24 protein-coding genes and 1 pseudogene are annotated in these 24947 nt (G+C 71.5%); 19 read left to right on the forward strand and 6 right to left on the reverse strand.

Features of this window, described 5'->3' with window-relative positions:
* The first annotated feature begins 682 nt into the window (after positions 1-682).
* From IW245_RS34110 to IW245_RS34160, 11 genes and pseudogenes are all read left to right on the forward strand, one after another.
* Positions 683-1048: a hypothetical protein gene (locus IW245_RS34110; RefSeq protein WP_197007224.1), complete on the forward strand. Its 366-nt coding sequence runs from the start codon at positions 683-685 to the stop codon at positions 1046-1048.
* Positions 1045-1398 carry a hypothetical protein gene (locus IW245_RS34115; RefSeq protein ID WP_197007225.1) on the forward strand — a complete coding sequence of 118 codons (354 nt, stop codon included), beginning with the start codon at positions 1045-1047 and terminating at the stop codon, positions 1396-1398. Before IW245_RS34110 ends, IW245_RS34115 begins: the two co-directional genes overlap by 4 nt.
* 329 nt (positions 1399-1727) lie before the next feature.
* The gene (locus IW245_RS34120) at positions 1728-1991 is read left to right on the forward strand and encodes a hypothetical protein (RefSeq protein ID WP_197007226.1); all 264 of its coding nucleotides are present in this window, start codon (positions 1728-1730) and stop codon (positions 1989-1991) included.
* Positions 1991-2944 carry an ATP-grasp ribosomal peptide maturase gene (gene tgmB, locus IW245_RS34125; RefSeq protein WP_197007227.1) on the forward strand — a complete coding sequence of 318 codons (954 nt, stop codon included), beginning with the start codon at positions 1991-1993 and terminating at the stop codon, positions 2942-2944. Before IW245_RS34120 ends, tgmB begins: the two co-directional genes overlap by 1 nt.
* Positions 2941-4047 (forward strand): methyltransferase domain-containing protein, encoded by a 1107-nt coding sequence (locus IW245_RS34130; RefSeq protein WP_197007228.1) that lies wholly within the window; start codon positions 2941-2943, stop codon positions 4045-4047. The genes tgmB and IW245_RS34130 overlap by 4 nt, the downstream gene beginning before the upstream one ends.
* A gap of 253 nt (positions 4048-4300) precedes the next feature.
* Positions 4301-4729, forward strand: a pseudogene (locus IW245_RS34135) (single-stranded DNA-binding protein); the annotation flags it as partial.
* Between the two features lie 228 nt (positions 4730-4957).
* A complete protein-coding gene (locus tag IW245_RS34140) occupies positions 4958-5947 on the forward strand; it encodes a cobalamin biosynthesis protein (protein WP_197007230.1) in 990 nt (329 codons plus the stop codon).
* A gap of 43 nt (positions 5948-5990) precedes the next feature.
* Positions 5991-7469: a cobyric acid synthase gene (locus IW245_RS34145; protein WP_197007231.1), complete on the forward strand. Its 1479-nt coding sequence runs from the start codon at positions 5991-5993 to the stop codon at positions 7467-7469.
* A gap of 160 nt (positions 7470-7629) precedes the next feature.
* Positions 7630-8196: a uridine kinase family protein gene (locus tag IW245_RS34150; protein ID WP_233473081.1), complete on the forward strand. Its 567-nt coding sequence runs from the start codon at positions 7630-7632 to the stop codon at positions 8194-8196.
* Positions 8197-8281: 85 nt separating this feature from the next.
* Positions 8282-9625, forward strand: coding sequence for a dipeptidase (locus IW245_RS34155; protein WP_197007232.1), 1344 nt, complete (start codon positions 8282-8284; stop codon positions 9623-9625).
* 103 nt (positions 9626-9728) lie between these two features.
* Positions 9729-10670, forward strand: coding sequence for a serine hydrolase (locus tag IW245_RS34160; protein ID WP_197007233.1), 942 nt, complete (start codon positions 9729-9731; stop codon positions 10668-10670).
* A 40-nt stretch (positions 10671-10710) separates the two neighbouring features.
* Here IW245_RS34160 and IW245_RS34165 read toward each other — a convergent pair whose 3' ends face one another.
* On the reverse strand, positions 10711-11313 hold the full coding sequence (locus tag IW245_RS34165) for a GNAT family N-acetyltransferase (protein WP_233473080.1): 603 nt from the start codon (positions 11311-11313) through the stop codon (positions 10711-10713).
* Positions 11314-11382: 69 nt separating this feature from the next.
* Here IW245_RS34165 and IW245_RS34170 point away from each other — a divergent pair, with 69 nt between their 5' ends.
* Entirely contained in the window at positions 11383-12147 is a 765-nt protein-coding gene (locus IW245_RS34170; RefSeq protein WP_197007234.1) for an SURF1 family cytochrome oxidase biogenesis protein, read from the forward strand.
* Complete coding sequence (locus tag IW245_RS34175; RefSeq protein ID WP_197007235.1) at positions 12144-12551, forward strand: hypothetical protein; 408 nt, start codon at positions 12144-12146, stop codon at positions 12549-12551. Before IW245_RS34170 ends, IW245_RS34175 begins: the two co-directional genes overlap by 4 nt.
* Before the next feature lie 3 nt (positions 12552-12554).
* On the opposite strand, the gene IW245_RS34180 is transcribed toward IW245_RS34175, so the two are convergent.
* Positions 12555-14717, reverse strand: a complete 2163-nt coding sequence (locus IW245_RS34180; protein WP_233473079.1) for a transglycosylase domain-containing protein — start codon at positions 14715-14717, stop codon at positions 12555-12557.
* A gap of 85 nt (positions 14718-14802) precedes the next feature.
* Here IW245_RS34180 and cobC point away from each other — a divergent pair, with 85 nt between their 5' ends.
* From cobC to cobA, 3 genes are read left to right on the forward strand one after another with little or no spacing between them, the layout of a single operon-like run.
* Positions 14803-15855: an Rv2231c family histidinol phosphate aminotransferase CobC gene (gene cobC, locus IW245_RS34185; RefSeq protein WP_197007236.1), complete on the forward strand. Its 1053-nt coding sequence runs from the start codon at positions 14803-14805 to the stop codon at positions 15853-15855.
* Positions 15855-16892: a nicotinate-nucleotide--dimethylbenzimidazole phosphoribosyltransferase gene (cobT, locus tag IW245_RS34190; protein ID WP_197007237.1), complete on the forward strand. Its 1038-nt coding sequence runs from the start codon at positions 15855-15857 to the stop codon at positions 16890-16892. The genes cobC and cobT overlap by 1 nt, the downstream gene beginning before the upstream one ends.
* The gene (gene cobA, locus IW245_RS34195; RefSeq protein WP_197007238.1) at positions 16889-18073 is read left to right on the forward strand and encodes a uroporphyrinogen-III C-methyltransferase; all 1185 of its coding nucleotides are present in this window, start codon (positions 16889-16891) and stop codon (positions 18071-18073) included. Before cobT ends, cobA begins: the two co-directional genes overlap by 4 nt.
* A gap of 100 nt (positions 18074-18173) precedes the next feature.
* On the opposite strand, the gene IW245_RS34200 is transcribed toward cobA, so the two are convergent.
* On the reverse strand, positions 18174-18659 hold the full coding sequence (locus IW245_RS34200) for an AMIN-like domain-containing (lipo)protein (protein WP_197007239.1): 486 nt from the start codon (positions 18657-18659) through the stop codon (positions 18174-18176).
* A 134-nt stretch (positions 18660-18793) separates the two neighbouring features.
* Here IW245_RS34200 and IW245_RS34205 point away from each other — a divergent pair, with 134 nt between their 5' ends.
* Both IW245_RS34205 and IW245_RS34210 read left to right on the forward strand, forming a co-directional pair.
* Positions 18794-19615: a helix-turn-helix domain-containing protein gene (locus tag IW245_RS34205; protein WP_197007240.1), complete on the forward strand. Its 822-nt coding sequence runs from the start codon at positions 18794-18796 to the stop codon at positions 19613-19615.
* A 16-nt stretch (positions 19616-19631) separates the two neighbouring features.
* Entirely contained in the window at positions 19632-19835 is a 204-nt protein-coding gene (locus IW245_RS34210; protein ID WP_197007241.1) for a DUF397 domain-containing protein, read from the forward strand.
* On the opposite strand, the gene IW245_RS34215 is transcribed toward IW245_RS34210, so the two are convergent.
* On the reverse strand, positions 19807-20052 hold the full coding sequence (locus tag IW245_RS34215) for a hypothetical protein (RefSeq protein ID WP_197007242.1): 246 nt from the start codon (positions 20050-20052) through the stop codon (positions 19807-19809). The genes IW245_RS34210 and IW245_RS34215 overlap by 29 nt on opposite strands.
* Before the next feature lie 129 nt (positions 20053-20181).
* On the opposite strand from IW245_RS34215, the gene IW245_RS34220 reads away from it, so the two are divergent.
* Positions 20182-20748 (forward strand): Uma2 family endonuclease, encoded by a 567-nt coding sequence (locus IW245_RS34220; RefSeq protein WP_197007243.1) that lies wholly within the window; start codon positions 20182-20184, stop codon positions 20746-20748.
* 43 nt (positions 20749-20791) lie between these two features.
* Here IW245_RS34220 and otsB read toward each other — a convergent pair whose 3' ends face one another.
* Complete coding sequence (gene otsB / locus IW245_RS34225) at positions 20792-23350, reverse strand: trehalose-phosphatase (protein ID WP_197007244.1); 2559 nt, start codon at positions 23348-23350, stop codon at positions 20792-20794.
* Positions 23347-24792 (reverse strand): alpha,alpha-trehalose-phosphate synthase (UDP-forming), encoded by a 1446-nt coding sequence (locus IW245_RS34230; protein WP_197007245.1) that lies wholly within the window; start codon positions 24790-24792, stop codon positions 23347-23349. Before IW245_RS34230 ends, otsB begins: the two co-directional genes overlap by 4 nt.
* Between the last annotated feature and the right edge of the window lie 155 nt (positions 24793-24947).

The following is a 24947-nucleotide window of genomic DNA, read 5'->3' on the forward strand; positions in this document are numbered from 1 at the left end:
GCTCCGGCCAAACGAGCGACAGGAAAGGACCCATGATGGATCACGCAATGCGTCACTCACGCTCTGTGTACCACGAACCACCTTCTACCGCTACCGGGCTCGGGGTTGCCGACGCCCGCGACATCCTGGGCGAGCACGTGCTCGACCCGCGTTCGCGAGCATGCCGCGCGTGTGGAACGCCGGGACCGTGTCCGGCCGCCGACGCCGCTATCGCCGTGCTCGCGCGTCTCGGCGTCCGCCTTCCTGGCATGGGCAAGCTGGCACCGGTTGACGGGCCGACGGTGGTGCTGCCCACGGTGCCGCCGCCCCGGTGCTTGGTCGCGCCCGAGCGGCCCAAGGGGCTGCCCAGCCACCACGCTGCCCCCGCACCGTCCCCGGCGCCGCCGGGTGTCGACCCGCTTGATTGGGCGCTCGCGTCGCGTCTCCTGTGGGACCACCGCGCCGACGAGTCAGGGGTGTGTCGTGCGTGCGGCACGTCGTACTGGTGCAGTGCTCGCCGGCTGGTCGAGCGGGTCATCAACGGACGCCGCCCGTCCCCGCAGCCCCGCCCCGAGCCGGCCGACAGGTTGCGACTGTCGGCACCGGGGTCGAGGCCGCGCCGCGTGCCTGGCGAGGCTGGCCGTGCCTACTTCGCGCCGCCGCCGTACTGGGGCGCGCGCGGTTGGTTCGGGGAGGCTGCGGCATGACGGTCAACGGGCGCACGCTGCCGCTGGCCGTGCCGCAGGGGACAGCGTTAGGGACGCTCGCCACCCGGTACGACGACAGCGCGAGAAAGAGCATGATCCCGGGCGGGTACCGCATCGAGTGCGACGGGCACCACTGGCTGTGGCTGATGCCGGGAGTCGGCTACAAGATCAGCCACGACGGGCACGCGTGGATGGTCGAGGGCGGCGAGTGGGGGCTCGTGCGCCTCACCTGTGACGGCGGACCCGTTACCGTGCTTCCCACCTCGTACCGCGAGCAGCCCCTCGATCCTCGCGAAACCTACGTCGTGGTGCCCGACTTCGAGATGTGGGCGACCTGGGAACTGTTCAGGTGGCGCGGATGACCAGCGCCCGCGACCAGCCACCCCCGCCCGATCCGATCCGGCCGCCGCGCCCGTTCGCGCTGCGCCGCTGGTCTGACCCCACCGGAGTCAGCGGCACGGGCGTCGTCGCGCACGGCGTGGTGTGGTTCGACGGCCGGGTCGAGCTGCGCTGGATCGGCACCACAACCGGGGTCACGAGTAGCTGCTCGTACGACTCGATTGACGACGTGCTGCGCGTGCACGGGCACGGCGGACGCACCGAGGTCGCATGGCTGCCCGAGCCGTCGCCGAAACGCTGGTGTGGCAACCCGTGCCCCACCCACCCGAGCGACGACGCCAGCGTGAGCGCTGCACGTTTGACTCTGACCTGATCCACTCAACTCGCGGCGGCTCCTGGGATCGGGCCGCCGCCGCGCCCCGACCGCTGGCGGTGCCACTCACACGCCGCCGGCCGTGCGGGGCAACGCCGGGGCCCGCTCGTTTCCCAACAAGCGGCGGGCCCCGGCACCTCGACCCGACACAACCGGGAGGCACGACGTGACGCTCGATGTGACACCACGCGGGAGGGGCCCGCCGACCTGCGCGCGGTTGAACCGGCACCAGCAGATCCATAGCGAGCGCACCTAGTCGAAAGTCGTCGATTTACGACACAGTGAATACGCGCCGCACCTGTGGCGCACCTCGTGAAGGAGGCCCGTTCATGTACCCCCCAATGTTCGGCCCGGCGCAGCCGGACCCCCTGATGCCGGCATCCCGCCTGTTCCCCCGGGCGCTGCCAATCGTGCCCGGCAACGACGAGCAGCCCACTGACGCCCGTCCCTTCGTGCTGCGGGGCACGGTGCCCGGCATCGTCACGGCAAAGCACCGCACACCGGCCACGCTGAAGAAGCACAGCAACCCGACCAGCCTCGACGGCCCCAAGGCTGGCACCAAGAACGACGAGTACACGACCCCCGACGACTGATGACCATCCTTATCATCAGCGCGCGCGGCGACTGGTCGGCTGAAGTTGTGGCCGATCAGCTCGCCGCGCGCGGCGTCGACTGCATCCGCATCGATCCGGGGGAGTTCCCCCGCGATGCGCGCCTCGCCGCCCGCCTGGGCGCGGGGTGGTCGGGGACGTTCACCGGGAACGGCGGCCCCCGGCTCGCGCTGGAGGACGTCACGGCCGTGTACTACCGCCGCCCGAGTGACTTCACCATGCCCGACGGCATGTCCGGCCCCGAGCTGGGATTCGCCCGCTCACAGGCCCGGGTCGGCGTCGGTGGTGTCCTGGCCTCGCTGCCGGTCAAGTGGATCAACCACCCCGGGGCACTGGCTGATGTCGAGTACAAGCCGCGCCAACTCGCCGCCGCCGCCGACGTCGGGTTCATCGTCCCTCCGACGCTGATCACCAACGACGCCGCCGCTGTCCGCGAGTTCGCCGAGGCGACGGGCGATCTGGTGGTCAAGCCGCTCGCCGACCCCATCGTCGCCGAGGCCGGCGACTACACCCCCGTATGGACCCGGCGCGTCACCGCCGCCGACCTGGTCGACCTCGCCGGGGTGGAGACCACCGCCCACCTGTTCCAAGCATGGGTGCCCAAAGCCTTCGAGGTCCGCCTCACCGTCGTCGGCCGCCGGCTGTTCCCCGCCGCCATCCACGCCGGTTCCGACGCCGCTCGGGTGGACTGGCGGGCCGACTACGACTCGCTGACGTACGAGACGATCGCCTGCCCCGCGCCCGTCGTAGCCTCGGTGGCGAGGTTTCAACAGCGGTTCGGCCTGATCTACGGCGCGTATGACTTCGTCGTCACGCCTGATGCCCGCTGGGTGTTTCTGGAGTGCAACGGCGGCGGCCAGTTTGGCTGGCTCACCGAGGAACTTGACCTACCCATACCGGCGGCCATCGCCGACGAACTCACGGAGGCACCATGACCGACTGGCACGCCCAAGCCCGCGCCCTCGCCGCCCGGCTGACGGCTGACGGCGCGCTCACTGACCCGGCCTGGCGGGCAGCGATCGAGGCGACCCCACGCCACCGGTTCGTGCCCGAGGTCCCCGTCGAGGACGCATACACCGACGACGCCCTCGTCACCCAGACCCGGCCCGGCGACCTCGGCGGCGGCGCGTTCATCGAGATCCCGACATCCTCGGCCAGCGCACCCGAGGCCGTCGCGGTGATGCTCGAAAACCTCAACATCACCGACGGGGCCCGGGTGCTGGAGATCGGGACCGGCACCGGATACAACGCCGCCCTACTGTGTCACCGCCTCGGCCCCGACCGGGTGTACTCCGTCGACCTGGACCCGGCGCTAGTGGACCGCGCGCGCGATGTGCTGGCCGACCTCGACTATCACCCGACGCTGAAGGCCGCCGACGGATACGCCGGGCTCCCCAGCGCGGCACCGTTCGACGCCATCCTCGCCACCTGCTCAGTAACCCAGATCCCCCCGGCCTGGATCACTCAACTCGCCCCCGGCGGGCGCATCGTCGCGCCCCTACACGGCGGAACCGACGCCGCGCTCATGGTCCTCACCAAAACCGCCCCCGACGAAGTAGTCGGGCACTTCGACCCACACCGCATGTCGTTCATGCCCCTACGCCCCCGCCTCGACGACCCGCTCGCCGGGCCTCGCGCCAGCACCCACGGCCGGATGCCCCACTACGGCACCACCACCCTCGACCCGGAACGCCTGACCAACCCCGACGACGAACTCGCCTTGTTCCTCCACCTGCACATCCCGGGACTGTCCATCGGCACCACAGAGGGCGGACCCACCGGCAAGGCAGTCACCATCTCCGACGCCGCATCACTCGCCGAGGTCCCGCTCATCCCCGCCGGCCCCGGCCGCTGGACCGCGCTACAACGGGGCCCCGCCCGACTCTGGGACACCGTCGAGCACGCCGCCGCCCTCTGGGACACCCTCGGCCGCCCCGGACGCGACCGCCTCGGCATCACCGCCCTCGACGACCCCGACCGCCAATACATCTGGCTCGACGACCCCGACGGGCCCTACTCCTGGCCCATGCCGCTGTAGCTGGATGTCGCGGCCCCTGAAGGCACAAGCCCGAGGGGGTCGCGCTGGTCATCCGTGCTGTTCACTTTGAATCTCCCATGATACGGTTCAAACTGAACAGAAGTTATCCACAGGCTGTTCACAACGTCAGCCAATCCCGCGCTCTGGTCTCTGTTTCCCCAGCTCAACCGGAAGTGTTGGTTATCCACAGGGCCGGGTTCCGGCCGGTGGATTCTTGGCACGCTTCCCTCACATCCATCGAGAGGGAAATCTGATGTTCGACACGTATGTCACCATCGTCGGCAATGTTCTCAGCGCGCCGGAGAGCCGGCGGACCGTCCGGACCGGCACGGCGGTCACCAACTTCAAGGTCGCGTCCACCGCCCGGCGCTTCGACCGCGCGACCGAGACCTGGGTCGACGGGGACTCGCTGCGGGTCAAGGTCGCCTGCTGGCGACGGCTCGGCGAGCACGTGGCCACCTCGGTCGTCCAGGGCGATCCTGTGATCGTGACCGGCCGGCTGTCGACTCGGGAGTATGAGACGGAGGGCGGCGAGAAGCGGATCTCCTACGAGCTCGAGGCCGTGGCCGTGGGGCACGACCTGGCCAGGGGGACCGGGCGGTTCGCGCGGTGGCGGCCGGCGGTGACGGAGATGGTGGAGGACGGCTCGGAGGACGAGTTCGTGGGCGGGGAGGCCACGGAGGCGCTGGAGGAGGAGTTGGGGGAGCTGGTGGGGGTCTGAGCCGAGGGGCCGACCGGTCGCCACAGGCTGGTTGGTCCGCACGACCTGGTTCGGGCGCCCTGGTCCGCCACCCGGTCCGGCCGCGACAGGCCGGGCCGGTGGCGACTCGGGCCACGGCTGCCCGCCAGGCTTGTCATCCACCGGGTCACGGGCGCGGGGCCGGGCTCGGCGGGTCGTTAGGCTCGGGGCATGCGCCTCTCCCTCGCCGCCGCCAACGCCACCGGCCTCGTCGCCGGCGTCCTCCTCGACCGGCTGCTCGGCGACCCGCGCCGCCTGCACCCGGTCGCGGGCTTCGGCCAGGCGGCCGCGGCGTTGGAGCGCCGCACCTACGCGCCGAGCCGCGCCGCCGGTGCCCGGCACGTCGCGATCGCCCTCGGGGTGCCGGTCGCCGCCGCCGCGGTCGCGCAGTTCGCGACGCGAAAGCATCCGGTCGCCCGGGCCGCGCTCACGGCCGTGACGACCTGGGCGGTGCTGGGGGGTACGAGCCTGCGCCGCGAGGCCGTCACCCTGGCCGACGCGTTGGCGGTGGGCGACGTGCCGGCCGCGCGCGCGACGTTGCCGAGCCTGTGCGGCCGGGACCCGTCCGGGCTGGGGCCGGCCGAGTTGGCCAGGGCCACGGTCGAGTCGGTCGCCGAGAACACCTCGGACGCCGTCGTGGCCCCCCTGTGCTGGGGGGCTGTTGCCGGGCTCCCGGGGCTGGTGGGGTACCGCGCGGCCAACACCCTCGACGCGATGATCGGCCACCGGTCCGCCCGGTACGAGCGGTTCGGCTGGGCCGCCGCGCGGCTCGACGACGTGGCCAACCTGGTCCCCGCGCGCCTCGCCGCCGGGCTCACGGTGCTGGTGGCCGGCCGGGGGCACCGGGGGCCGGCGCTGCGTGCCTGGCTGCGGGACGGGGGCAAGCATCCCAGCCCGAACGCCGGCCAGGTGGAGGCCGCCGCGGCCGGAGCGCTCGGGTTGCGGCTCGGCGGACGCAACGACTACGCCGGTCGGGTGGAGGTCCGCCCGACCCTCGGGGACGGTGCGCCGCCCGCCGGCCGGGACATCTACCGGGCCGCCCGGCTGTCGGCGGCGATCGGCACCGCCGCCCTCGTCGCCACGGCCGGGCACGCCCTGGCGGCCCCGGCCCGCCGCGCGGCGCTGTCCTGGCTTCGCACCCGCCGCCGGACCGCGTCATGACCGGCGCCTGCCGGGCTGACCGGGCTCTGGGCGGGGTGGCGGCGTGAAGGGGGCGTTGCTGGTCGCGGGGACGACCTCCGATGCCGGGAAGAGCATCCTGACCGCCGGCATCTGTCGTTGGCTGGCCAGGCAGGGCGTGTCGGTCGCGCCGTTCAAGGCGCAGAACATGTCCAACAACTCCGCGGTCACCCCGGACGGCGGGGAGATCGGTCGGGCCCAGGCGTTGCAGGCCGCGGCGTGCGGGCTGGAGGCGAGCGTTCGGTTCAACCCCGTGCTGCTCAAGCCGGGCAGCGACCACAGTAGCCAGGTCGTGGTGCTCGGCCAGCCGTACGGGCACGTGGACGCCTCGAACTACCGGCAGCTCAAGGGGCAACTGTCCGGCATGGTGTTCGACACCCTCGCGGAACTGCGCGCCGACCACGACGTCGTGATCTGCGAGGGGGCCGGCAGCCCGGCGGAGATCAACCTGCGGGCCGGGGACTTCGTGAACATGGGCCTCGCCCGGGCCGCCGACCTGCCGACCATCGTGGTGGGCGACATCGACCGGGGCGGGGTGTTCGCCGCGCTGTACGGCACCCTGGCTCTCCTCGACGCCGCCGACCAGGCCCTGATCCGGGGCTTCGTGATCAACAAGTTCCGGGGCGCGCGGTCGTTGCTGGAACCGGGGCTGGAGATGCTGCGGGAGCGTACCGACCGGCCGGTGCTCGGGGTGCTGCCGTTCAGCCCGGACCTGTGGCTCGACGGCGAGGACTCGCTGTCCTACCGCGATGGTGCGGTCCTGGGCCGGCCGCGTCCGCCGGCGGGGGCCGAGGGCCTGACCGTGGCGGTGGTGCGCCTGCCCCGGATCTCGAACGCGACCGACGCGGAGGCGCTGGCCGCCGAGCCCGGGGTGACGGTCCGGCTGACGTCCAACCCGGCGGAGGTGGCCGCCGCTGACCTGGCGGTACTGCCCGGCAGCAAGGCGACCGTGGCCGACCTGGCGTGGCTGCGCGAGTTCGGGCTGGACCGGGTGCTCGTGGAGCGGGTCCGGGCGGGGCGGCCGGTGTTCGGGATCTGCGGCGGGTACCAGATGATGTCCCGCACCATCCACGACGACGTCGAGAGCCGGGCCGGAGACGTGCCCGGGCTCGGGTTGCTGCCGGTCGACGTCACGTTCGCGGCGGCCAAGACGCTGAGCCGGCCGGTCGGGGAGGCCCTGGGGAGTCCGGTGACCGGGTACGAGATCCACCACGGCCAGGCTGTGGTCGACGGGTCGGCGGCTCCGCTGATCACGATCCCGGGCGGCGGGGAGGGCGTACTCGCCTGGCCGGTCGCGGGGACGCACTGGCACGGATTGTTGGAGAACGACGCGTTTCGGCGGGCGTTCCTCGTGGAGGTCGCTGGGCAGGCCGGGCGGGATTTCACGCCGGCGCCGGACACCGACTTCGCCGGGTTGCGGTCGCGGCAGCTCGATCTGTTGGGTGATCTGGTCGCTGAGTATCTGGATGGCGATCTGCTTTCGGCGATCATTGAGGGTCGTTGATCGTTCGTTGTGGTTGCCGGGGTGGGGGTCCGTGGCGGGTTCGGTTGAAGAGAGAAGGGCCTTTGACTCTCTTCAACCGAACCCGCCACGGACAGCGGTCGCTTTTCGGTTCACCGTTGTGCCGGGGTAACGCGGAGTACTGGCGGGTGGGGGTTTGGGCGTGGATGAGTTCGAGTTGGGGGAGTTTGCTGGGCGGGTGCTCGTGGCCGAGCCTCGGTTGGGGACGGTGCGGGTGGTGGCCGTGGACGGGCCGTCGGGGGCCGGGAAGACGACGTTCGCGGAGCGGCTCGCGGGGGCAGTGCGGGCGCGGGGCGGGCGGGTTGTCGTAGTGCACCTCGATGATTTGCTCGATGGGTGGGATGATTTGTCCACCATGTGGCCGCGGGTTGAGGCCTGGCTGCTCGGGCCGTTGCGGGCCGGGAGTGTGGCGCGGTTTCGGGCGTATGACTGGCGTGTCGGGGGTTTCAGCGGGGTGTGGCGTGAGGCCCGTCCTGAGGAGGTCCTGGTGCTCGAAGGGGTGTCGTCCGCGCGTGCGGTCGTTCGGCCCGAGTTGGTGGCCAGCGTTTTCCTCGATGCGCCGGCCGAGGTGCGGTTGGCCAGGGTGCTCGACCGCGACGGCGAGGAGTTGCGGGAACCGCTCCTGCGGTGGGCGGAGGCTGAGCGGGCGCACTTCGCGGCGGACGGGACCCGGGACGCGGCGAGCGTGCGCCTCGAGTCGGCGACCTGACCCCTCCGGGCCGCCGGTCGGAGGTCGCCGTAACAAATGATGGTCTTGATCTGCGGGTCGGGAGGGCGGCGAATAGGATTCGGGCATGACCGACGCCCTCCGCGCCGCAGTGCAGCGGCACCTTCCCCAGGCCCGGGTCGACCTCGAGGCCCTCGCGCGCATCCCCAGCATCGCGTTCCCCGGATTCGACCACAGCCACGTCCAGGCCTCCGCAGAGAAGGTCGTGGAGCTGTGCCGCTCCGTGGGCATCACCGATGTCCGGATCGTGAGCGCGGGGGAGGGGCAGCCGGCCGTCATCGCCAAGATCCCGGCCCCCGAGGGCGCGCCGACGGTCCTGCTCTACGCGCACCACGACGTCCAGCCGGAGGGTGACATCGAGGCCTGGCACACGCCGCCGTTCGAGCCGACCGAGGTCGACGGCCGGCTGTACGGGCGGGGCTGCGCCGACGACAAGGCCGGCATCGTCGCGCACCTGACGGCGATCCGCGCGTTCGACGGCCGGCCTCCGGTCGGGGTGACCCTGTTCATCGAGGGCGAGGAGGAGTTCGGGTCGGCGTCGCTGCCGGATCTGCTCGCGGAGTACAAGGAGGATCTGCGCAGCGATGTGATCGTGATCGCCGACTCCACGAGCTGGGAGATCGGCACCCCGGCGCTGACGACGTCCCTGCGCGGCCTGGTGGACTGCTACATCGAGGTGAGCACCCTCGACCACGCCGTGCACAGCGGCATGTGGGGCGGCGTGGTCCCGGACGCGCTGACGGCGCTGAGCAAGCTGCTCGCGACCCTGCACGACGCCGATGGCAGCGTCGCGGTGAAGGGCCTGCACGACGCCGGCCCGACCCCGGTGGACTACCCGCACGACCGGTTCCGGACCGAGTCCGGCGTCCTGGACGGCGTGCAGCTCATCGGGCGGGGTTCCATCACCGAGCGGCTGTGGCACCAGCCGGCGATCGCCGTCACCGGCATCGACTGCCCGAGCGTGCGCAACGCGTCGAACACGCTGGTGCCGAGCGTGCGGGCGAAGGTCAGCATGCGGCTCGCCCCCGGCCAGGACGTCGACGCGGCGATGGATCTCCTCGTCGCGCACCTGGAGTCGCACGCGCCGTGGGGCGCGCACGTCGCCGTCACCCGGGGCGAGAAGGGCGAGCCGTGCGTGGTCGGCACGGACGGTCCGGCGTACGAGGCCGCCCGGGCGGCGCACAGCGAGGCCTGGGACGGCGCGGAGTGCGTGAACCTGGGCGTGGGCGGGTCGATTCCGTTCATCGCGGAGTTCCAGGAGGCGTTCCCGGCCGCCGAGGTGCTGGTGACCGGCGTGGAGGACCCCGACGCGCGGGCGCACGGGCCCAACGAGAGCCTGCACCTGGGGGAGTTCGCCAAGGTGTGCCTCGCGGAGACGCTGCTGCTGGCGCGGCTCGGGGAACAGGCCTGAGGCAGATCAACCCCATTTTTTGGATTACGGTGGGGACCGACCCGGGTTCCGGCGGTCCCCCCGCTGGAAAGCACTCCTCGCCCCCCGAACCGGAGTAGCCGTCATGCCTTCCGCCCGCCCGCTCGCCCGGTCGCTGCTGTGTGCCGTGACGGCGACCCTGGCCCTCGCCGGCTGCTCCTCGGCGCCCGCCGCCGCCCCGCCCCCGACCCGGGCCGCGTCCCCGGCCGGCACCCCGACGCCGCCCCCGGCCCCCGCCCCGACCACCCCGGCCTGTGAGCCGCACGGCTGGGACTGCTCCTGGGCGCCGAAGTTCGCCGCCGTCGAGGCCAGGGTCAAGGCCAGCCCCGGCCAGCTCGGGGTCGAGGTCCGCGACCGGCAGTCCGGGGCGGTGTGGAAGGCCGGCGCGACGGACAAGACCACCTGGACCGGTTCGACGATCAAGCTGGCGATGGTGACCAGCGTGTTCGAGCGGGCCAGGGCCGGCAAGGTGACCCTGGCGGCCGCCGACCGCAAGGACATCGCCGACATGCTCGCGTGGTCGTCCGACGACGCCGCCGACCGGATCTGGAAGAAGTTCGGCCGGGACTCGATGGTGCCGGGGTTCCGGGACACGTACGGGATGAAGGGGCTGACCTTCGTCGCCGGCTTCGACCGGTACTGGGGCTTCATGAAGTGCGGCCCCGATGACCTGGCCAACCTGATGGCGTACGTGCTGGGCACGCTGAACGGCGAGGACCGCGCCTACATCGTGGACGCCATGCGGCACGTGCAGGACATCCAGCACTGGGGCGTGTGGGCGGTGGGCGCGACCCAGGGGGCGGGCACCAAGAACGGCTGGTCGCAGGAGAAGGACGGCGGGGTGGAGCACTGGGTGACCAGCACGGTGGGCTTCGCCGGCCCGGCCGAGCGCTACGTCGTCACGGTGATGTACTCGATGCCCGCCGGCCAGGACTCCCTCGCCCTCGGCGTGCACACGGTCAGCGACATCCCGGCAGCCCTGTTCGGCCTGAACACGCCGGCTCCCGTTGTGGTCCGCCCGTCCTGAGCGCTCCGGCGCGGGGGCGCTCCGCACCCCCGCGTCTCGCCTACCCCGCGGCGGCCGTCCCCAGTGGTCCGCGCAGATCCGCGGCCACCAGCGACCACACCTCCAGGTCGACCCGGCCTCCGTGCACATACCCGGCGTTGCGCAGCAGGCCCTCGTAGGTGAATCCGGCCTTCTCCGCGACCCGGCGGGAGGCCAGGTTGCCGGGGGCGATCCGCAGCTCGACCCGGTGGAAGCCGTGTTCGAGCACGAGCGACACGGACACCGCGTCGAGGGCCTCGCAGGCGATGCCCTGGCCCCGGACCTCCGGGGACATCGCGTAGGTCACCTGGGTGACCTGTGCGGCCCAGTCGGTGCGCTTGGCCCACAGGCAGCCGACGAGCCGGTCGTCGTCGCGCCGGACGACGGCGTAGTGGTCGCCGTCGCCGCTGTCGCGCCGGTCGGCGGCCAGGTAGGTGCACCACTGCTGGGCGTCGTTCTCGGTGAACGGTTCGGGGAAGGGCAGCCACCGCCGGGTCTGCCGGTCGTTGAACACGGTGGTGACCGCCGGGACGTCGGCGACGGTCAGGGTGCGGACCAGGAGCCGAGGGGTCTGGACGGTCATCGGTGGGAAGCGCCGTACGGGCGTACTGATCCCTGTTCTCACCGCGGCACCGTATCGCACGGCGCGCTCCGAGAGCCAGGTCACAAGTTCGGGACAGGTACGGTGACCGTCGTGTATCGCTTCCTCGGCACCCCGCGCTGGTTGGGGCTGGCCGCGCTGAGCCTGGCGCTGTGCGCCGGCATGGTCGGGCTGGGCTACTGGCAGCTGCAGCGCTACCACCAGCGGGCCGCGATCAACGATCGGGTGGACGCCGCGGTCGTCGCGCCCCCGGTGCCCGTCACGGATCTGAGCCGGCCGAACACCACGCCGGCCGACGAGCTGGAATACCGGCAGGTCACGGTGTCCGGGGTGTTCGACCCGTCTGTCGTGGTCCTGGCCAGGGGCCGGACCCTGGACAACAAGGTCGGCTTCGAGGTGCTGGTGCCGCTGCGGCTGGCCGACGGCTCGGCGGTGCTGGTGGACCGGGGCTGGGTCCCGCCGGCGGCGTCGGGGCTCAACGCCCGGCCGGCGGTGCCGTCGACGCCGTCCGGGCCGGTGGCGGTGACCGGCCGGCTGCGGCTGCCGGAGAGCAGCCCGGGGCCGGTGGATCGGGGCGACGGGGCGCTGGAGGTGCGCCGGATCGATCCGTCGAGGATCGCGAGGGACCTGACCTATCCGGTACTGGGCGGCTGGATCTCCGCCGAGCACGCCGATCCGGGGTTCACGGCCGTCCCGGCCGAGCCGGAACGGCAGCCGACCTGGATGAACGTCGCCTACGTGATCCAGTGGTGGTTGTTCGCTGGAATGGCACTTTTCGGGTACTTCTGGCTGGCCCGCAAGGAAGCGGTCACCGGGGACGCGGAGCGTGGCGGCGGGGCACTACCCTCATCCGGGTGACCGACCCCTACCTCCCGGTTCCGTACTCGGGCGCCCCCGTGTACCAGCCAGAGCCCGTGCTCGCGCAGTTCGGCGAGATCCAGGTGACCCCGCGCGTGGCGCGCACCCCGGCGGGGGAGATCCCGCTGCGGGGCAGCGTCTGGTCGATCACCGACCAGTTCATGGCCACCCAGCACACGCCCACCTGGGCGATCGTGTGCGCCATCCTGGGCTTCTTCTGCCTGACGATCTTCAGCCTGCTGTTCCTGCTGGCCAAGGAGACCCGGTTCTCGGGTTACGTGAACGTCATGGTCGGCAACGGCCGGCAGATGTACACGACCCGGATCCCGGTGATGAGCCAGGCCCAGGTCGCCCACATCTACAACCAGGTCAACTACGTGCGCTCGGTGTCGCTGACCGCGTAGCCCTCACCGGGACGCGGGCTTGGCCGGCGGGGCCGGCGCGCCGACGATCGAGTCCGGCGGCGGGGTGAAGTACCGGATCGGCTTGTCCTCCAGCGCGTCGTGCAGCAGGACGGCCACGGTGTTGACCGGCTTCTGCGAGTTCGCGTCGCCGACCGAGTGGAACGGGTTGTCCGGATCCGCCATGAACGACGCCCCGCACAGCTCCGGCGTGAATCCGATGAACCACGCCGCCCGGTTGCTGTCCGTGGTACCGGTCTTGCCGGCCACCGGCCGCTTCACCTGCGGGTACACGCCCGGGGCCGTGCTCCAGTCCCCGCAGCTGCCCTTGGCGGCCTTGTAACCGGTGACGCACCGCGCGGCGTCGGCGGCGGCCTGGGCCACCTCGGGCCGGACCGCCTGGTTGCAGGCCGGCGAGAGGTTGACCTGCTTGCCGGTCGCGTCCCACAGGGCGTTCACGGCCATCGGGGCGCAGTACACGCCGTCGGCGGCGACGGTCGCGTAGGCGGCGGCCATCTCCAGCGGGGTGGTGTCGGCGACGCCCAGCGTGAAGGCTCCCCAGCCCCAGGAGCGCTCGGGGGTGGCCATCTCGCGGTCGACGTCGTTGTGCCACTTCAGGCCGATCCGCTCGGCCATCGCGACGGCGTTCTCGGAGCCGACCCGCTGGACGAGCTGGGCGAAGTACGTGTTCACGGACTTGCCGAAGCCCGACCACATGGTCTGGTCACCGGTCATGGCGCCCGAGGCGTTGGAGGGGCACCACCGGTCCCCGCACGAGGCCGGCCCGCCGGGCTCGACGACGTACTTGGTGGTGACCTTCGGCGGCGCGTAGATGTGCGTGTTCAGCGGCATGCCGGCGTCGAGTGCGGCGAGCATGGTGAACATCTTGAACGTGGACCCGGCCTGGTAACCGGACATGTCGCCCCCGCCGAGCAGCGGCACCACGGTGTTCGGGTAGCTGCCGGGGATGCCTGCGGACCGCTTGGCGCTGTTGGAGTTGGGGCCGTTGCCGCTCTGGTCGAGGGCGTACACCCGGTTCACTGCCATCGCCGAGACCTTGCCGGTGCCCGGTTCGAGCAGGACGACGCCGTGCGCGTAGGAGCTGTTCTCGCTCTCGCGCATGGTGACCTGCTCGTGCGCGGTGCCCTGGATGTTCGGGTCGAGGGTGCTGTGGATGACGTACCCGCCCCGGCGCAGCGCGTTCTCCCGCTCCGCCCGGGTCGCCCCGAACTGGGGCTGCTGGAGCCACCAGGCGTGCAGGAAGTCGCAGAAGAAGCCCCAGTCGTTGTACGTGACCGAGACGCAGTCGTTCGGGATCGACCCGATGTGCAGCTCGATCGGGTTGGCCTTCACCTTCGCCGCGGCCTCGGGCGACAGGTAGCCCACGGTCACCATCCGGTCGACGACCCAGTCGCGCCGCTCGGTGGCGGTCTTCTTGTCGGTACTCGCCGGGTCGTACTCCGACGGGGCCTGCACCAGGCCCGCGAGCATCGCGCTCTCTGCGACCGTGAGGTCCTTGGGGAGCTTGGAGAAGTAGATCTGCGCCGCGGCGTAGATGCCGTAGGCGCGGTGTCCGAAGTAGGCGACGTTCAGGTATCCCTCGAGGATCTGGGCCTTGGTCCACTTGCGCTCGAGCTCGACGGCCATCCGCATCTCGCGGATCTTGCGGCTGCTCGTCTGCTCGGTGGCCTCCTTGGCTGCCTCGGGCGTGTCAGCGTTGGTGATCAGGATGTTGCGGACATATTGCATCGTCAACGTCGACGCGCCCTGGTGCACCTCGCCACTGACCTGGTTCTTCACGAACGCCCGGACGACGCCCTTGGCGTCGACCCCGTTGTGCTCGAAGAACCGCTGGTCCTCGGCGGAGACCATCGCCTCCTGGGCGGCGGCCGACACGTCACTGAGGGGGACGACCTTGCGCGCCTCGTCGTAGAACGTCGTCAGCAGGGTCTTGCCGTCGTTGGCGTACACGTACGACGCCTGGGGCGGCTGACCGGCCGGTAGGTCGGTGCCGGTGCGCTCGATGGCCTCGGCGCCGTTCTTGGCGCCGAAACCAGCGGTCGCCACGATCGGCATCGCGATGGCGGCCACCAGGACCCCGCCCGCCAGACCGCAGCGCACGAGTGGACCGAGCCGACCGAGGGCATGGAATGCGGCTGGAATCCTCACAAACTCACGTTATGCTAAGCAGCCCTGCCTCACTGGTCATTTCAACGCAACTCGCGGCCGGTGTCGGGTACGGCATGATCACCGCATGGATCCACTCCGGCACCACGGCGACACCGAGCTCCGTCCGGGGCTGGTCGATCTCGCCGTCAACGTGCGCACCGCGCCGCACCCGGAATGGCTGTCCGGCCCGCTTCTGTCCTCGATGTCCGAGCTCGCGGCGTACCCGGACCAGACCAGGGCCCGGGCCGCGATCGCCGCCCGGCACGGTCGGGACCCTCGTGAGGTCCTGTTGACGGCGGGGGCCGCGCAGGCGTTCACGTTGTTGGCACAGGTTCTGAGGCCCCGGCGGGCCGTGGTGGTGCATCCGCAGTTCACGGAGCCGGAGGCGGCGCTGGCCGCACACGGGCACGTGGTCGAGCGGGTGGTGCTCCGGCCGCCGTTCATCCTGGACCCGGCGCTGGTGCCCGGGGACGCGGACCTGGTCATCATCGGAAATCCAACAAATCCGACTTCGGTCCTGCATCCGCGCGGGGTGCTGCGGGCGCTCGCCCGACCGGGGCGGGTGCTCGTGGTGGACGAGGCGTTCGCCGACACGGTGCCGGGGGAACCGGAGTCCCTGGCCGGGGACCGGAATCCGGCGGCGGACCCGCACGGGCCGGACCCGGCCGCCGGCCGAATCCCCGGCCTCGTCGTCATCCGCAGCCTCACCAAGACCTGGGGCCTGGCCGGCCTCCGGATCGGCTACCTCCTCGCCGACCCCGCCCTGGTCCGGGCGATGACCGAGGTCCAGCCCCTCTGGCCGGTCTCCACCCCGGCCCTGGTCGCGGCCGAGGTCTGCGCGGAAGCCGCCGCCGCGGAGGAGCGGATCGCCCACGAGATCGCCGCCGACCGCGCCTACCTGGTCGCCCGCCTGGCCGAGCTGCCCGGCATCGAGGTGGTCGGCACTCCGACCAGCTCGTTCGTGCTGGTCCGCACCCCGGGAGCCCTGGAACTCCGCGAGCGGCTGATCGCCCGAGGTTTCGTGGTCCGAAGGGGTGACACGTTCCCGGGCCTGGGCCCAGACTGGCTGCGGATCAGCGTGCGGGACACTGCTGTCACCGACGCGTTCGTCGACGTACTCAAGAACGAGGTGCACTGATGGAGCTGCTCTCCGCCGCGCTGGACCGGATCGGTCCCCCCGACGCCGAGGCCGTCGCCGCCGCCGACGCCCTGCAGCTCCGGCTCACCAAGCCGCCGGGCGCGCTCGGTGCGCTGGAGCCGCTGGCGTCGAAGCTGGCCGGCCTGGCCGGGGTCTGCCCGCCGCCGCTGCCGGAGCCGGCGGCCGTGGCCATCTTCGCCGGGGACCACGGTGTGCACGCCCAGGGCGTCACCCCGTGGCCGCAGGAGGTGACCGGCCAGATGGTCGGCAACTTCCTGGCCGGCGGGGCGGTCGTCAACGCGTTCGCCCGGCAGGCCGGGGTGTCCGTCACGGTCATCGACGTGGGCGTGGCGACCGGCGACAGCGACTACAAGGTCCGGACCGGTACCCGGGACTTCGCCGTCGAGCCGGCCCTGACCCGCGCGGAGGTCGTCGCGGCGCTGGAGGTCGGCATCGCCGTCGCCCGCAACCTGGTGGAGGACGGTGCGAAGGCGCTGCTCACCGGCGACATGGGCATCGCGAACACCACCCCGGCGGCGGCGCTGATCGCGGCGTTCACGGGCGTACCGGCCGAGGAGGTCACCGGGCGGGGCACCGGGATCGACGACCGGACCCTGGCGCACAAGACCTGGGTGATCGAGGGCGCGCTGGCGATGCACCGGCCGGACAGTGCCGACGGGATCGACGTCCTCGCCAAGGTCGGCGGCCTGGAGCACGCGGCCATCGCCGGGTTCATCCTGGGCGGCGCGGCGGCCCGGGTACCCGTCATCCTCGACGGCGTCATCGCGGCCTCGGCGGCCCTGGCGGCGGTCGCGATCGCCCCGGACAGCATCCACGCCATGGTCGCCGGCCACCGCTCGGCCGAGCCGGGCGCGACGATCGCCCTGAAGCACCTGGGCCTGTCCCCCCTCGTCGACCTGGGTCTGCGCCTGGGCGAGGGCACCGGCGCGGTTCTCGCGCACGGCCTCGTGGCCAGCGCGGTCCGCGTGCTGCACGAGGTGGCGACCTTCGACTCCGCCGGGGTGAGCGAGAAGTGACGGTGTACCCCCTGGGCCTGATCCTGACCGGCAGGAACGTCCTGGTGGTGGGCGGCGGACATGTCGCCCAACGGCGGGTGCCGGCCCTGCTGGAGGCCGGCGCGGTGGTCACGGTGGTCTCGCCGTCGCTGACCCCGGCCCTGGAGGCGCTGCCGGTCACCTGGGTGAAGCGCGGTTTCGAGCCGTCCGACCTGGACGGACAGTGGTTCGTGCACGTGGCCACCCAGCGTCCCGAGGTGAACGCCGCCGTGTCGGCCGCCGCCGAGGAGCGCCGGGTGTTCTGCGTCCGCGCCGACGACCGCACCCAGGCCACGGCGTGGACCCCGGCCGTCACCCGGCACGGCCCGGTCACCGTCGCGGTACTCAGCGGCGGCGACCCCCGACGCTCCATGGCCCTGCGGGACGCGATCCACGCCGGCCTGGAGTCCGACACCCTCGAACCGGCGGCGCACGGCGACAAGCCGCGCGGCGTCGCGCTCGTCGGTGCCGGCCCCGGCGACCCGGAGCTGATCACGGTCAAGGGCCGCCGCCTGCTCGCCCAGGCCGACGTCGTCGTCGCCGACCGGCTCGCGTCCGGCCTGTTCCTGGAGGGTCTGCGCCCCGAGGTCGAGCTGATCGACGCCGCCAAGGTGCCCTACGGCCGCCAGCTCAAGCAGGAGGCCATCAACGAGATTCTGGTCGACCGGGCGCTCGAGGGGAAGTTCGTGGTCCGGCTCAAGGGCGGGGACCCGTACATCTTCGGCCGGGGCGGCGAGGAGCTGATCGCGTGCGCCGAGGCGGGCGTGCCCGTGACCGTGGTGCCGGGCGTGACCAGCGCGATCTCGGTCCCGGCCCTGGCGGGCATCCCGGTCACCCACCGGGGCGTCACGCACGAGTTCACCGTGGTGTCCGGGCACATCCCGCCCGCGCACCCCGACTCGCTGATCGACTGGGCGGCGCTCGGCCGGATGCGCGGCACCCTGGTGCTGCTGATGGCCGTGGAGAACCTGGCGGCCATCGCCGCCGAGTTGATCAGCCACGGCCGCGACCCGCAGACCCCGACGGCCGTGATCCAGGAGGGCACGACGGTCCGCGAGCAGGTCTTCCGGGGCACCCTGGCCACGGCGGCCACCCTGGGCGCGCAGCCCCCGGCGATCGTCGTGATCGGCGAGGTCGTCAACATCCTCAACCAAGATCATTAGACGGTTACGGCAGCGCCCGACCCGGCAGCGTCGGTCGTCCCCGTGCTCTTCATGCACCCCGGTAGCCCCGGTCGCCCGGGTGCATGAAGATCACCAGGGGCTAGGCGTGGATGTCGACCGCGATTCGGGACGGGTTCGACTGCGGGGACGTCGTGAACGCGTGGTGGCCCCGGATGCCCACCCCCACCCGGAGGTCGCCCTCGAAGTCGCAGGTGATCGCATACCCCGTCACGTACGGCAGGTTCAGCACCTTCTGCCAGTCGCCCGGGAACGTGTCGTGACCGTTCGCGTCGTGCGCACTGGCCCCGAGATTCACCTCGATGAACTCCGTCCCGGGCAGGTCCACGGGCTTCCCCGACCCGCAGTTCGTCAGCTCGGACACCCGGGTCACCCCGAACGCCGGCACCGGCCCACCGAAGTCGAGCTGCACCCGGTCGTAGCCGGGATGTGAGCCCCACTCGATGTTCGTGAGCTGGGAGTCGGCTGCCGCCGGGGCGGCGTGCGCGGCGGGGGCGAGCGCGGCGAAGGCGAACAGTGCTGTGCCGAGTACGGCGGCGGAGCGGGTGGCGATGGAGCGTGCGGACATGGTTTCCTCCCAGGACATGATGTGTTGTCGCTTGCCACCATTAATGACGCTAATTGATGGACAAAAGGTTGCATGCACATTTGCAGCTGGGGCGTCGGTGAAGGAGCGGTCCGTCCACGGCGGACAATGCGGTCATGGTCAGCGATGGGCGTAGCACGCCGTATCCGCTCCGTAGCCGGCTCGCCCGCCACCTACGGCAGCTCCGCGACGACTCGCGACTGACGATCGGCGCGGTCGGCCGCCGCCTGGGCTGGTCGGGCTCGAAGCTGAGCCGCATCGAAACGAGCCTGACGGGCATCACCCCGGAGGACACGGCCCGCCTGCTGGACGTCTATCGAGTCTCCGGGCCTCGTAGGGAAGCATTGCTCGCCCTGGCTGTGGCCAACCACGAGACGGCGGGCAGATATCGCCATTTGGAAGCCAAGGCCGCGACAGTGCTCAGCCATGAACTGACGCTGATCCCAGGCATCGTCCAGACACCGGAATACGTCCGGGCGATGACCCGCTCAAACGAGCCGGACGCGTTACCGGAGATGGTTGAGGCGCTGGTCGCCAGCAGGTTGGCACGGCAGTCGCTGCTCACCATGGAGGACGGGCCGACGTTTCACCTGGTGATGGACGAGACGGTCCTGCACCGCCCGATCGCTGAGGAGCGCGTGATGCGCGGCCAGATGCGCCATCTCATCACTTCGGCGGATCTGCCGGGAATCACGCTCCAGGTGCTGCCGTTCGAGGTGACTGCGCGGCCGCTGCCCTCGGGCGCGTTCAGTGTGCTGAGGTTCAAGGACGGTCTCGACGCGGGCATCGTGGCGGTCGAAAACCACCTCAACATGTTCTACTTCGATGAGGCGGACGAGGTGGAGCGCTATGTCTCCACCTTCGACTGCCTGAGTAATCGGGCGCTCGATCCAGATGACACGATTAGACTCGTCGAGCGGCTGGCCACTGGCCGCTGAGACGAGGAGGCTCACGATGGACTTCGGCCGCGCTCGCTTCGTCAAGCCTCGACGCAGCAGTTCAGGGACCGACAACAATTGTGTCGAGTGCACCTTCGACCTGGTACCCGTCGGAGTGGTTGGGGTCAGGGACAGCAAGGACCCGGTCGGGCCCATCCTGGCCGTGTCCACCGCCGACTGGCGGGTCTTCCTCACCGCCCTGCGAACGGCCCACTCCTAGGCAGCTTGTCCGGGGTCTCCGTCGGGTCCTGCCACTCCGCCTGGATCTGGATCTCGATCCGCGACTCGGCGGCGGTCGGCCGGTAGATCTCGTCGAACACGCCCAGCGCCGGGCTGCTGATCCCGCGCCGGCGGACCCTGAGCGCGAGCCACGCCAGCCCGGCGACCACCCCGACATAGACGGCGACCATCATCGCCGCCGGCACCCACTCACCCATGCCGGCAACAGTACGTCGGACTCCACCCGTCCCCACGGCCCAGGGGCGACAGGCCCTCTTGGCCTCCACCTGGTCGCTGACCTGCAGTAGAATTTCCGGGGCACCGACAACCACCGGGCGGGGGGCACCATGACTGCAGAGGCGATCGCGCCGTCGTGGATGCATGAGCAGATCACCGCCGAGGAGTATGACTCCTGGTCGGAGGAGCAGTGCGCCGGAATCGAGATCGTGGACGGGATGGTCGTCGTGAGTCCGAGCGCGTCCAAGCGGCACAACCGGATCGCGAAGATCATCGCTGTGGCGCTGGAGGCCGCTGCGGGCGACGGCTGGTATGCGGACACGGACTTCGACCTGAGACTGCAGGACATCCCGCTGCTCAACCGGCGTCCCGACGTCATCGTGTACAGGGCGGACACCCTCGACGTGTCGCCGACCCGGCCGGAGCACGTGCTGATGGTCGCCGAGGTCGTGTCCCCGGGCTCGGAGACGACCGATCGCAAGGTCAAGTTCGACCAGTACGCGAAGGCGGGCATCCAGTTCTACTGGCGGGTCGAGCAGGCGATGACCGGCGTGCCCATCGTGTACACCTATGTCCTGGATATGGCCAGCGAGACCTACCGGGACGCCGGCGTCTTCACCGGGCTTGTCGCGGTGGTCGCCCCGTTCCCGGTGTCGATCGACCTCACCTCGATCTGACCGGAAGGGGCTGAGTCGACGTCCGACTCAGCCCCACCTCCGCCTAGCCCTGGTCCAGCAGTTGCGCGCAGCGGATCAGGCCCAGGTGCGAGTAGGCCTGCGGGTGGTTGCCCAGGGTGCGCTCGTTCACCGGGTCGTACTGTTCCGGCAGCAGCCCCGTCGGCCCCGCGCAGTCCAGCACCTGCTGGAACAGCTCCTCGGCATCGTGCCGCCGCCCGGTGAGCAGATACGCCTCCACCAGCCACGTCGCGCAGATGATGAAGCCGCCCTCCACGCCCGGCAGCCCGTCGTCGGAGTTGTACCGGTAGACCGCCGGCCCGCTGCGCAGCTCCGCCTCGATGGCCAGCACCGTGGACAGGAACCGAGGGTCGTCGGCCGGGAGCAGCCCCGACAGGCCGATCCACAGCGAGGCGGCGTCGAGGTCGGTGGAGCCGTACGCGGCCGGGTACGCCTTCATGTCCTCGCTCCAGCCGAGCTTGAGGACGTTGTCGGCGATCTGGTCGCGCAGCTCGTGCCAGCCCTCGCCGGACGGCATGGAGTGCCGCTCGGCCGCCTTGATGGCCCGGTCGACGGTCTGCCAGCACATCACCTTGGAGTACACATGGTGACGAGGGGGGAGGCGCGCCTCCCACAGGCCGTGGTCGGGCTCGTGCCAGCGGCGCTCCACGGCGGAGACCATGGCCTCGATGACGCCCCACTCGTACTCCGTGATCTTGCCGCGCTGCTCGGCCACCGCCGCGACGAGGTCGGCGATCGGGCCGAACACGTCGAGCTGGACCTGGCGGTTGGCGGCGTTGCCGACCCGGACCGGGCGCGAGCCGGCGTAGCCGGGCAGATTCTCGATCACGGCCTCGGCCCCGAGGTCCAGGCCGTCCAGGGTGTACAGCGGGTGCAGCCGCTCCGGGTGCCCGCCGGTGCGCTCGACGCAGCCGGCCACCCAGGTCAGGTAGGCCTCCGCCTCGTGCACCGAGCCCAGGTCGACCAGGGCCCGGGCGGTCATGGCGGCGTCGCGCAGCCAGCAGTACCGGTAGTCCCAGTTGCGGATGCCGCCGATGGTCTCCGGCAGGGACGTGGTCGCCGCCGCCAGGATCGCACCGGTCGGCGCGTCGCACAGCGCCCGCAGCGTGAGCGCCGAGCGGAGCACCTCCTCGCGGGCCAGCTTCGGCGGGTGCAGCCGCGACAGCCACTCCCTGTTCTCCGCGTCGATCGCGTCGCGCCGGGTCAGCGCCGGCTGGGTGGGCGCCGACAGGTCCGAGGTGCCACAGCGCAACTCAATGGTGTACTCGCCGCCCATCGCCGCGAGGTCCACCACCGCGCGCGCCGTGTCGTGCCCGGCGTCGTCCTGGATGTCCCACTCCAGCCCCGGCGCGTACAGCGCGATCGGCTCGTTGGAGCCCAGCACGTGCAGCCCGCCGTCGCCCATCGGCTGCAGGCGCACCGGCACCTGCCCGAACTCGGGGCGCGGCGCGAACGTGATCTGCGCCCGCTCCTCGCCGGCGAGGTGCCGGACGAGCACGGTCTTCTCGCCGTCCTCGTGCGAGGCGTCCAGCCAGTCGGTGACGGTCAGCCCCGACCAGCGCGTCTCCACCACCATCGACGCCTGCCGGTACCGCTGGCCGAGCAGCGGGCGGCCGGGCCGGGCCGGGGAGATCGTGCAGTGCCCGGCGGACTCGCCACCGAGCAGGTCGGCGAACAGCGCGGCGGAGTCCGAGCGCGGGTGGCACATCCACGTGACCCGGGCGTCGGGGGTGAGTAGGGCGACATTGCGGCCGTTGCCGAGCATCGTGTGCCGCTCGATCGGCACGGAACGCTCGCCGAGCAGCCAGTTCCGCCGGATCTCGAAAAGGGTGGCCAACAGCAGTGCGACGCTGGCCGGGTCGTCGACCCGCATCTTGGCCCGCGACTCGCCGGGGCCGACCTTGACCCCCAGGTCGGGGCCCTGGAGGTGCGCGAACGCGTTCTCGTCCGTGACGTCGTCGCCGACGAACAGCACCGCGCCGACGCCGAGCTGGGCGCGGAGCCGGTCGAGCGCGGTGCCCTTGTTGGTGGGGATCACGGCCAGCTCGATGACCTCCTTGCCCTCGCCGGCGTGCACGCCCTCCCACAGCGCGCAGCCGCTCCGGACGGCCTCGAGCACGGTCGCGGCCGTGGCCCGGTCGGCCTCGCGGGTGTGCACCGCGATGCTGGCCGGTTTGACCTCCAGCCGGATGCCGGGTTGGCCCCGGGTGAGTTCGACGAGCTTGGCGTGCAGTCGGCCGTGCAGTTCGAGGGCCTCGGCCGGTAGGCCGTGCACGAAGCCCACGTCGAACTCCGAGCCGTGGCTGCCGACGAGGTGGATCTCGCTGGGCAGCCTCGACAGCGCGGCGAGGTCGCGTAGCGCCCGGCCCGAGATCACCGCTGCCTGGGTGTCCGGGAGGCTGGCCAGCGCGCGCAGTGCGGCGACCCCCTCCTGGAGCGGCACGGCCGCGGACGGGTCGGTCACGATCGGTGCGAGGGTGCCGTCGTAGTCGCAGGCGACAAGGAGTTTCGGCACCCGGGCCAGGTGGATGAGGGCGGCGCGTAGCCCCGCGTCCAGCGACGCGGCGACATTGTGCATTGTCATGCTATGTGCTCCCGCGGCAGCGCCTCGTCGGCGCTGTCGTTGTCGTCGAAACGTGCATCGATCCCCAGGGCGGCGAGGAATGACCGGGCCCAGTACTGGACGTCGTGGCTGCGGACCTGTCGGCGCAGCGCGCGCATCCGGCGGCTCAGCTCGGCCGGGGAGGCGTGCGCGGCGGTGAGCACGGCCTCCTTGAGCCCGTCGAGATCATGGGGATTGACCAGGTAGGCCTGCCGGAGGTCTGCGGCGGCACCGGCGAACTCGCTGAGCACGAGGGCTCCGCCGAGGTCGACGCGCGCGGCCACGTACTCCTTCGCCACCAGGTTCATCCCGTCTCTCAGAGGTGTAACCATCATCACATCTGCGGCCAGATAGAGCGCAGCCAGCTCCCGCAATGAGTAGGACTGGTGCAAATAGTGCACAGCGGGCAAACCTACCCGACCGAAGTCGCCGTTGATCCGGCCCACCTCGCGTTCCACCTTCACCCGCAGCTGGTGGTAGTGCTCCACACGCTCCCGGCTCGGCGTGGCGACCTGCACCATCACCGTGCCCGGCACGCCGAGCTTTCCGTCGGACAACAGCTCCCGGTACGCCTTCAGCCGGTGCTCGATGCCCTTCGTGTAGTCCAGCCGGTCCACGCCGAGGATCACGGTCTCCGGGTCGCCCAGCTCCTGGCGGATCTCCTTGGCCCGGGCCCGCACCTCCGGGTCGGCGGCCACCGACTCGATCGCGTGCGTGTCGATCGAGATCGGGAACGCTCCGGCCTGCACCAGCCGGCCCTCGGCCTCCACGACCGCGCCCCGGGGACGAAGGCCGAGCAGGTGCCGGGCGAGCCGGAGGAAGTTCTGCGCCGCGAGCGGACGCTGGAAGCCCACCAGGTCGGCCCCGAGCAGGCCGCGCAGCAGCTCGACCCGGCGGGGGAGCTGCATGAACAGCTCGACCGGCGGGAACGGGATGTGCAGGAAGAAGCCGATCCGCACGTCCGGCCGCAGCTCGCGGAGCATCGCCGGCACGAGCTGGAGCTGGTAGTCCTGCACCCAGACCACCGCGCCCGGGGCCGCCAGCTCCGCGGCCTGGCGGGCGAACCGCTCGTTCACCCGCAGATAGCTGTCCCACCAGCTGCGGCGGAACACAGGGGGCTCGACCGCGTCGTGGTACAGCGGCCACAGCGTGCTGTTCGCGAAGCCCTCGTAGTACCGCTCCACCTCCTCGGCCGACAGCGGCACCGGGTGCAGCCGCATGCCCTCCAGCTCGAACGGTTCCGGGGCGGGGCCGGCACTGCCGGACCAGCCGATCCAGCCGCCCTTGGCCGCCTTGAGCACCGGATGTAGTGCTGTGACCAGCCCGCCGGGGCTGCGTCGCCATTCCTTGCGCCCGTCCGGCAGGGTCACCTCGTCGACCGGCAGCCTGTTGGCCACCACCACGAACGAACTCGTCGTCGTCACGATGTCGTAGTCCTCCTCACGATGTCGGACTAGGGCGTACCCCCCATGAGCCTACTGAATCCAGGCAGACACGGTGAGTACTGACCGAACGCGTGCGAAGCCGGTGAGTCGCGCTCGGCTAACCTCTCTGAACTGTGGAGACGAACCAGGAAGCA

Origin of the sequence: Longispora fulva (assembly GCF_015751905.1) — a bacterium.
GTDB lineage: Bacteria > Actinomycetota > Actinomycetes > Mycobacteriales > Micromonosporaceae > Longispora > Longispora fulva.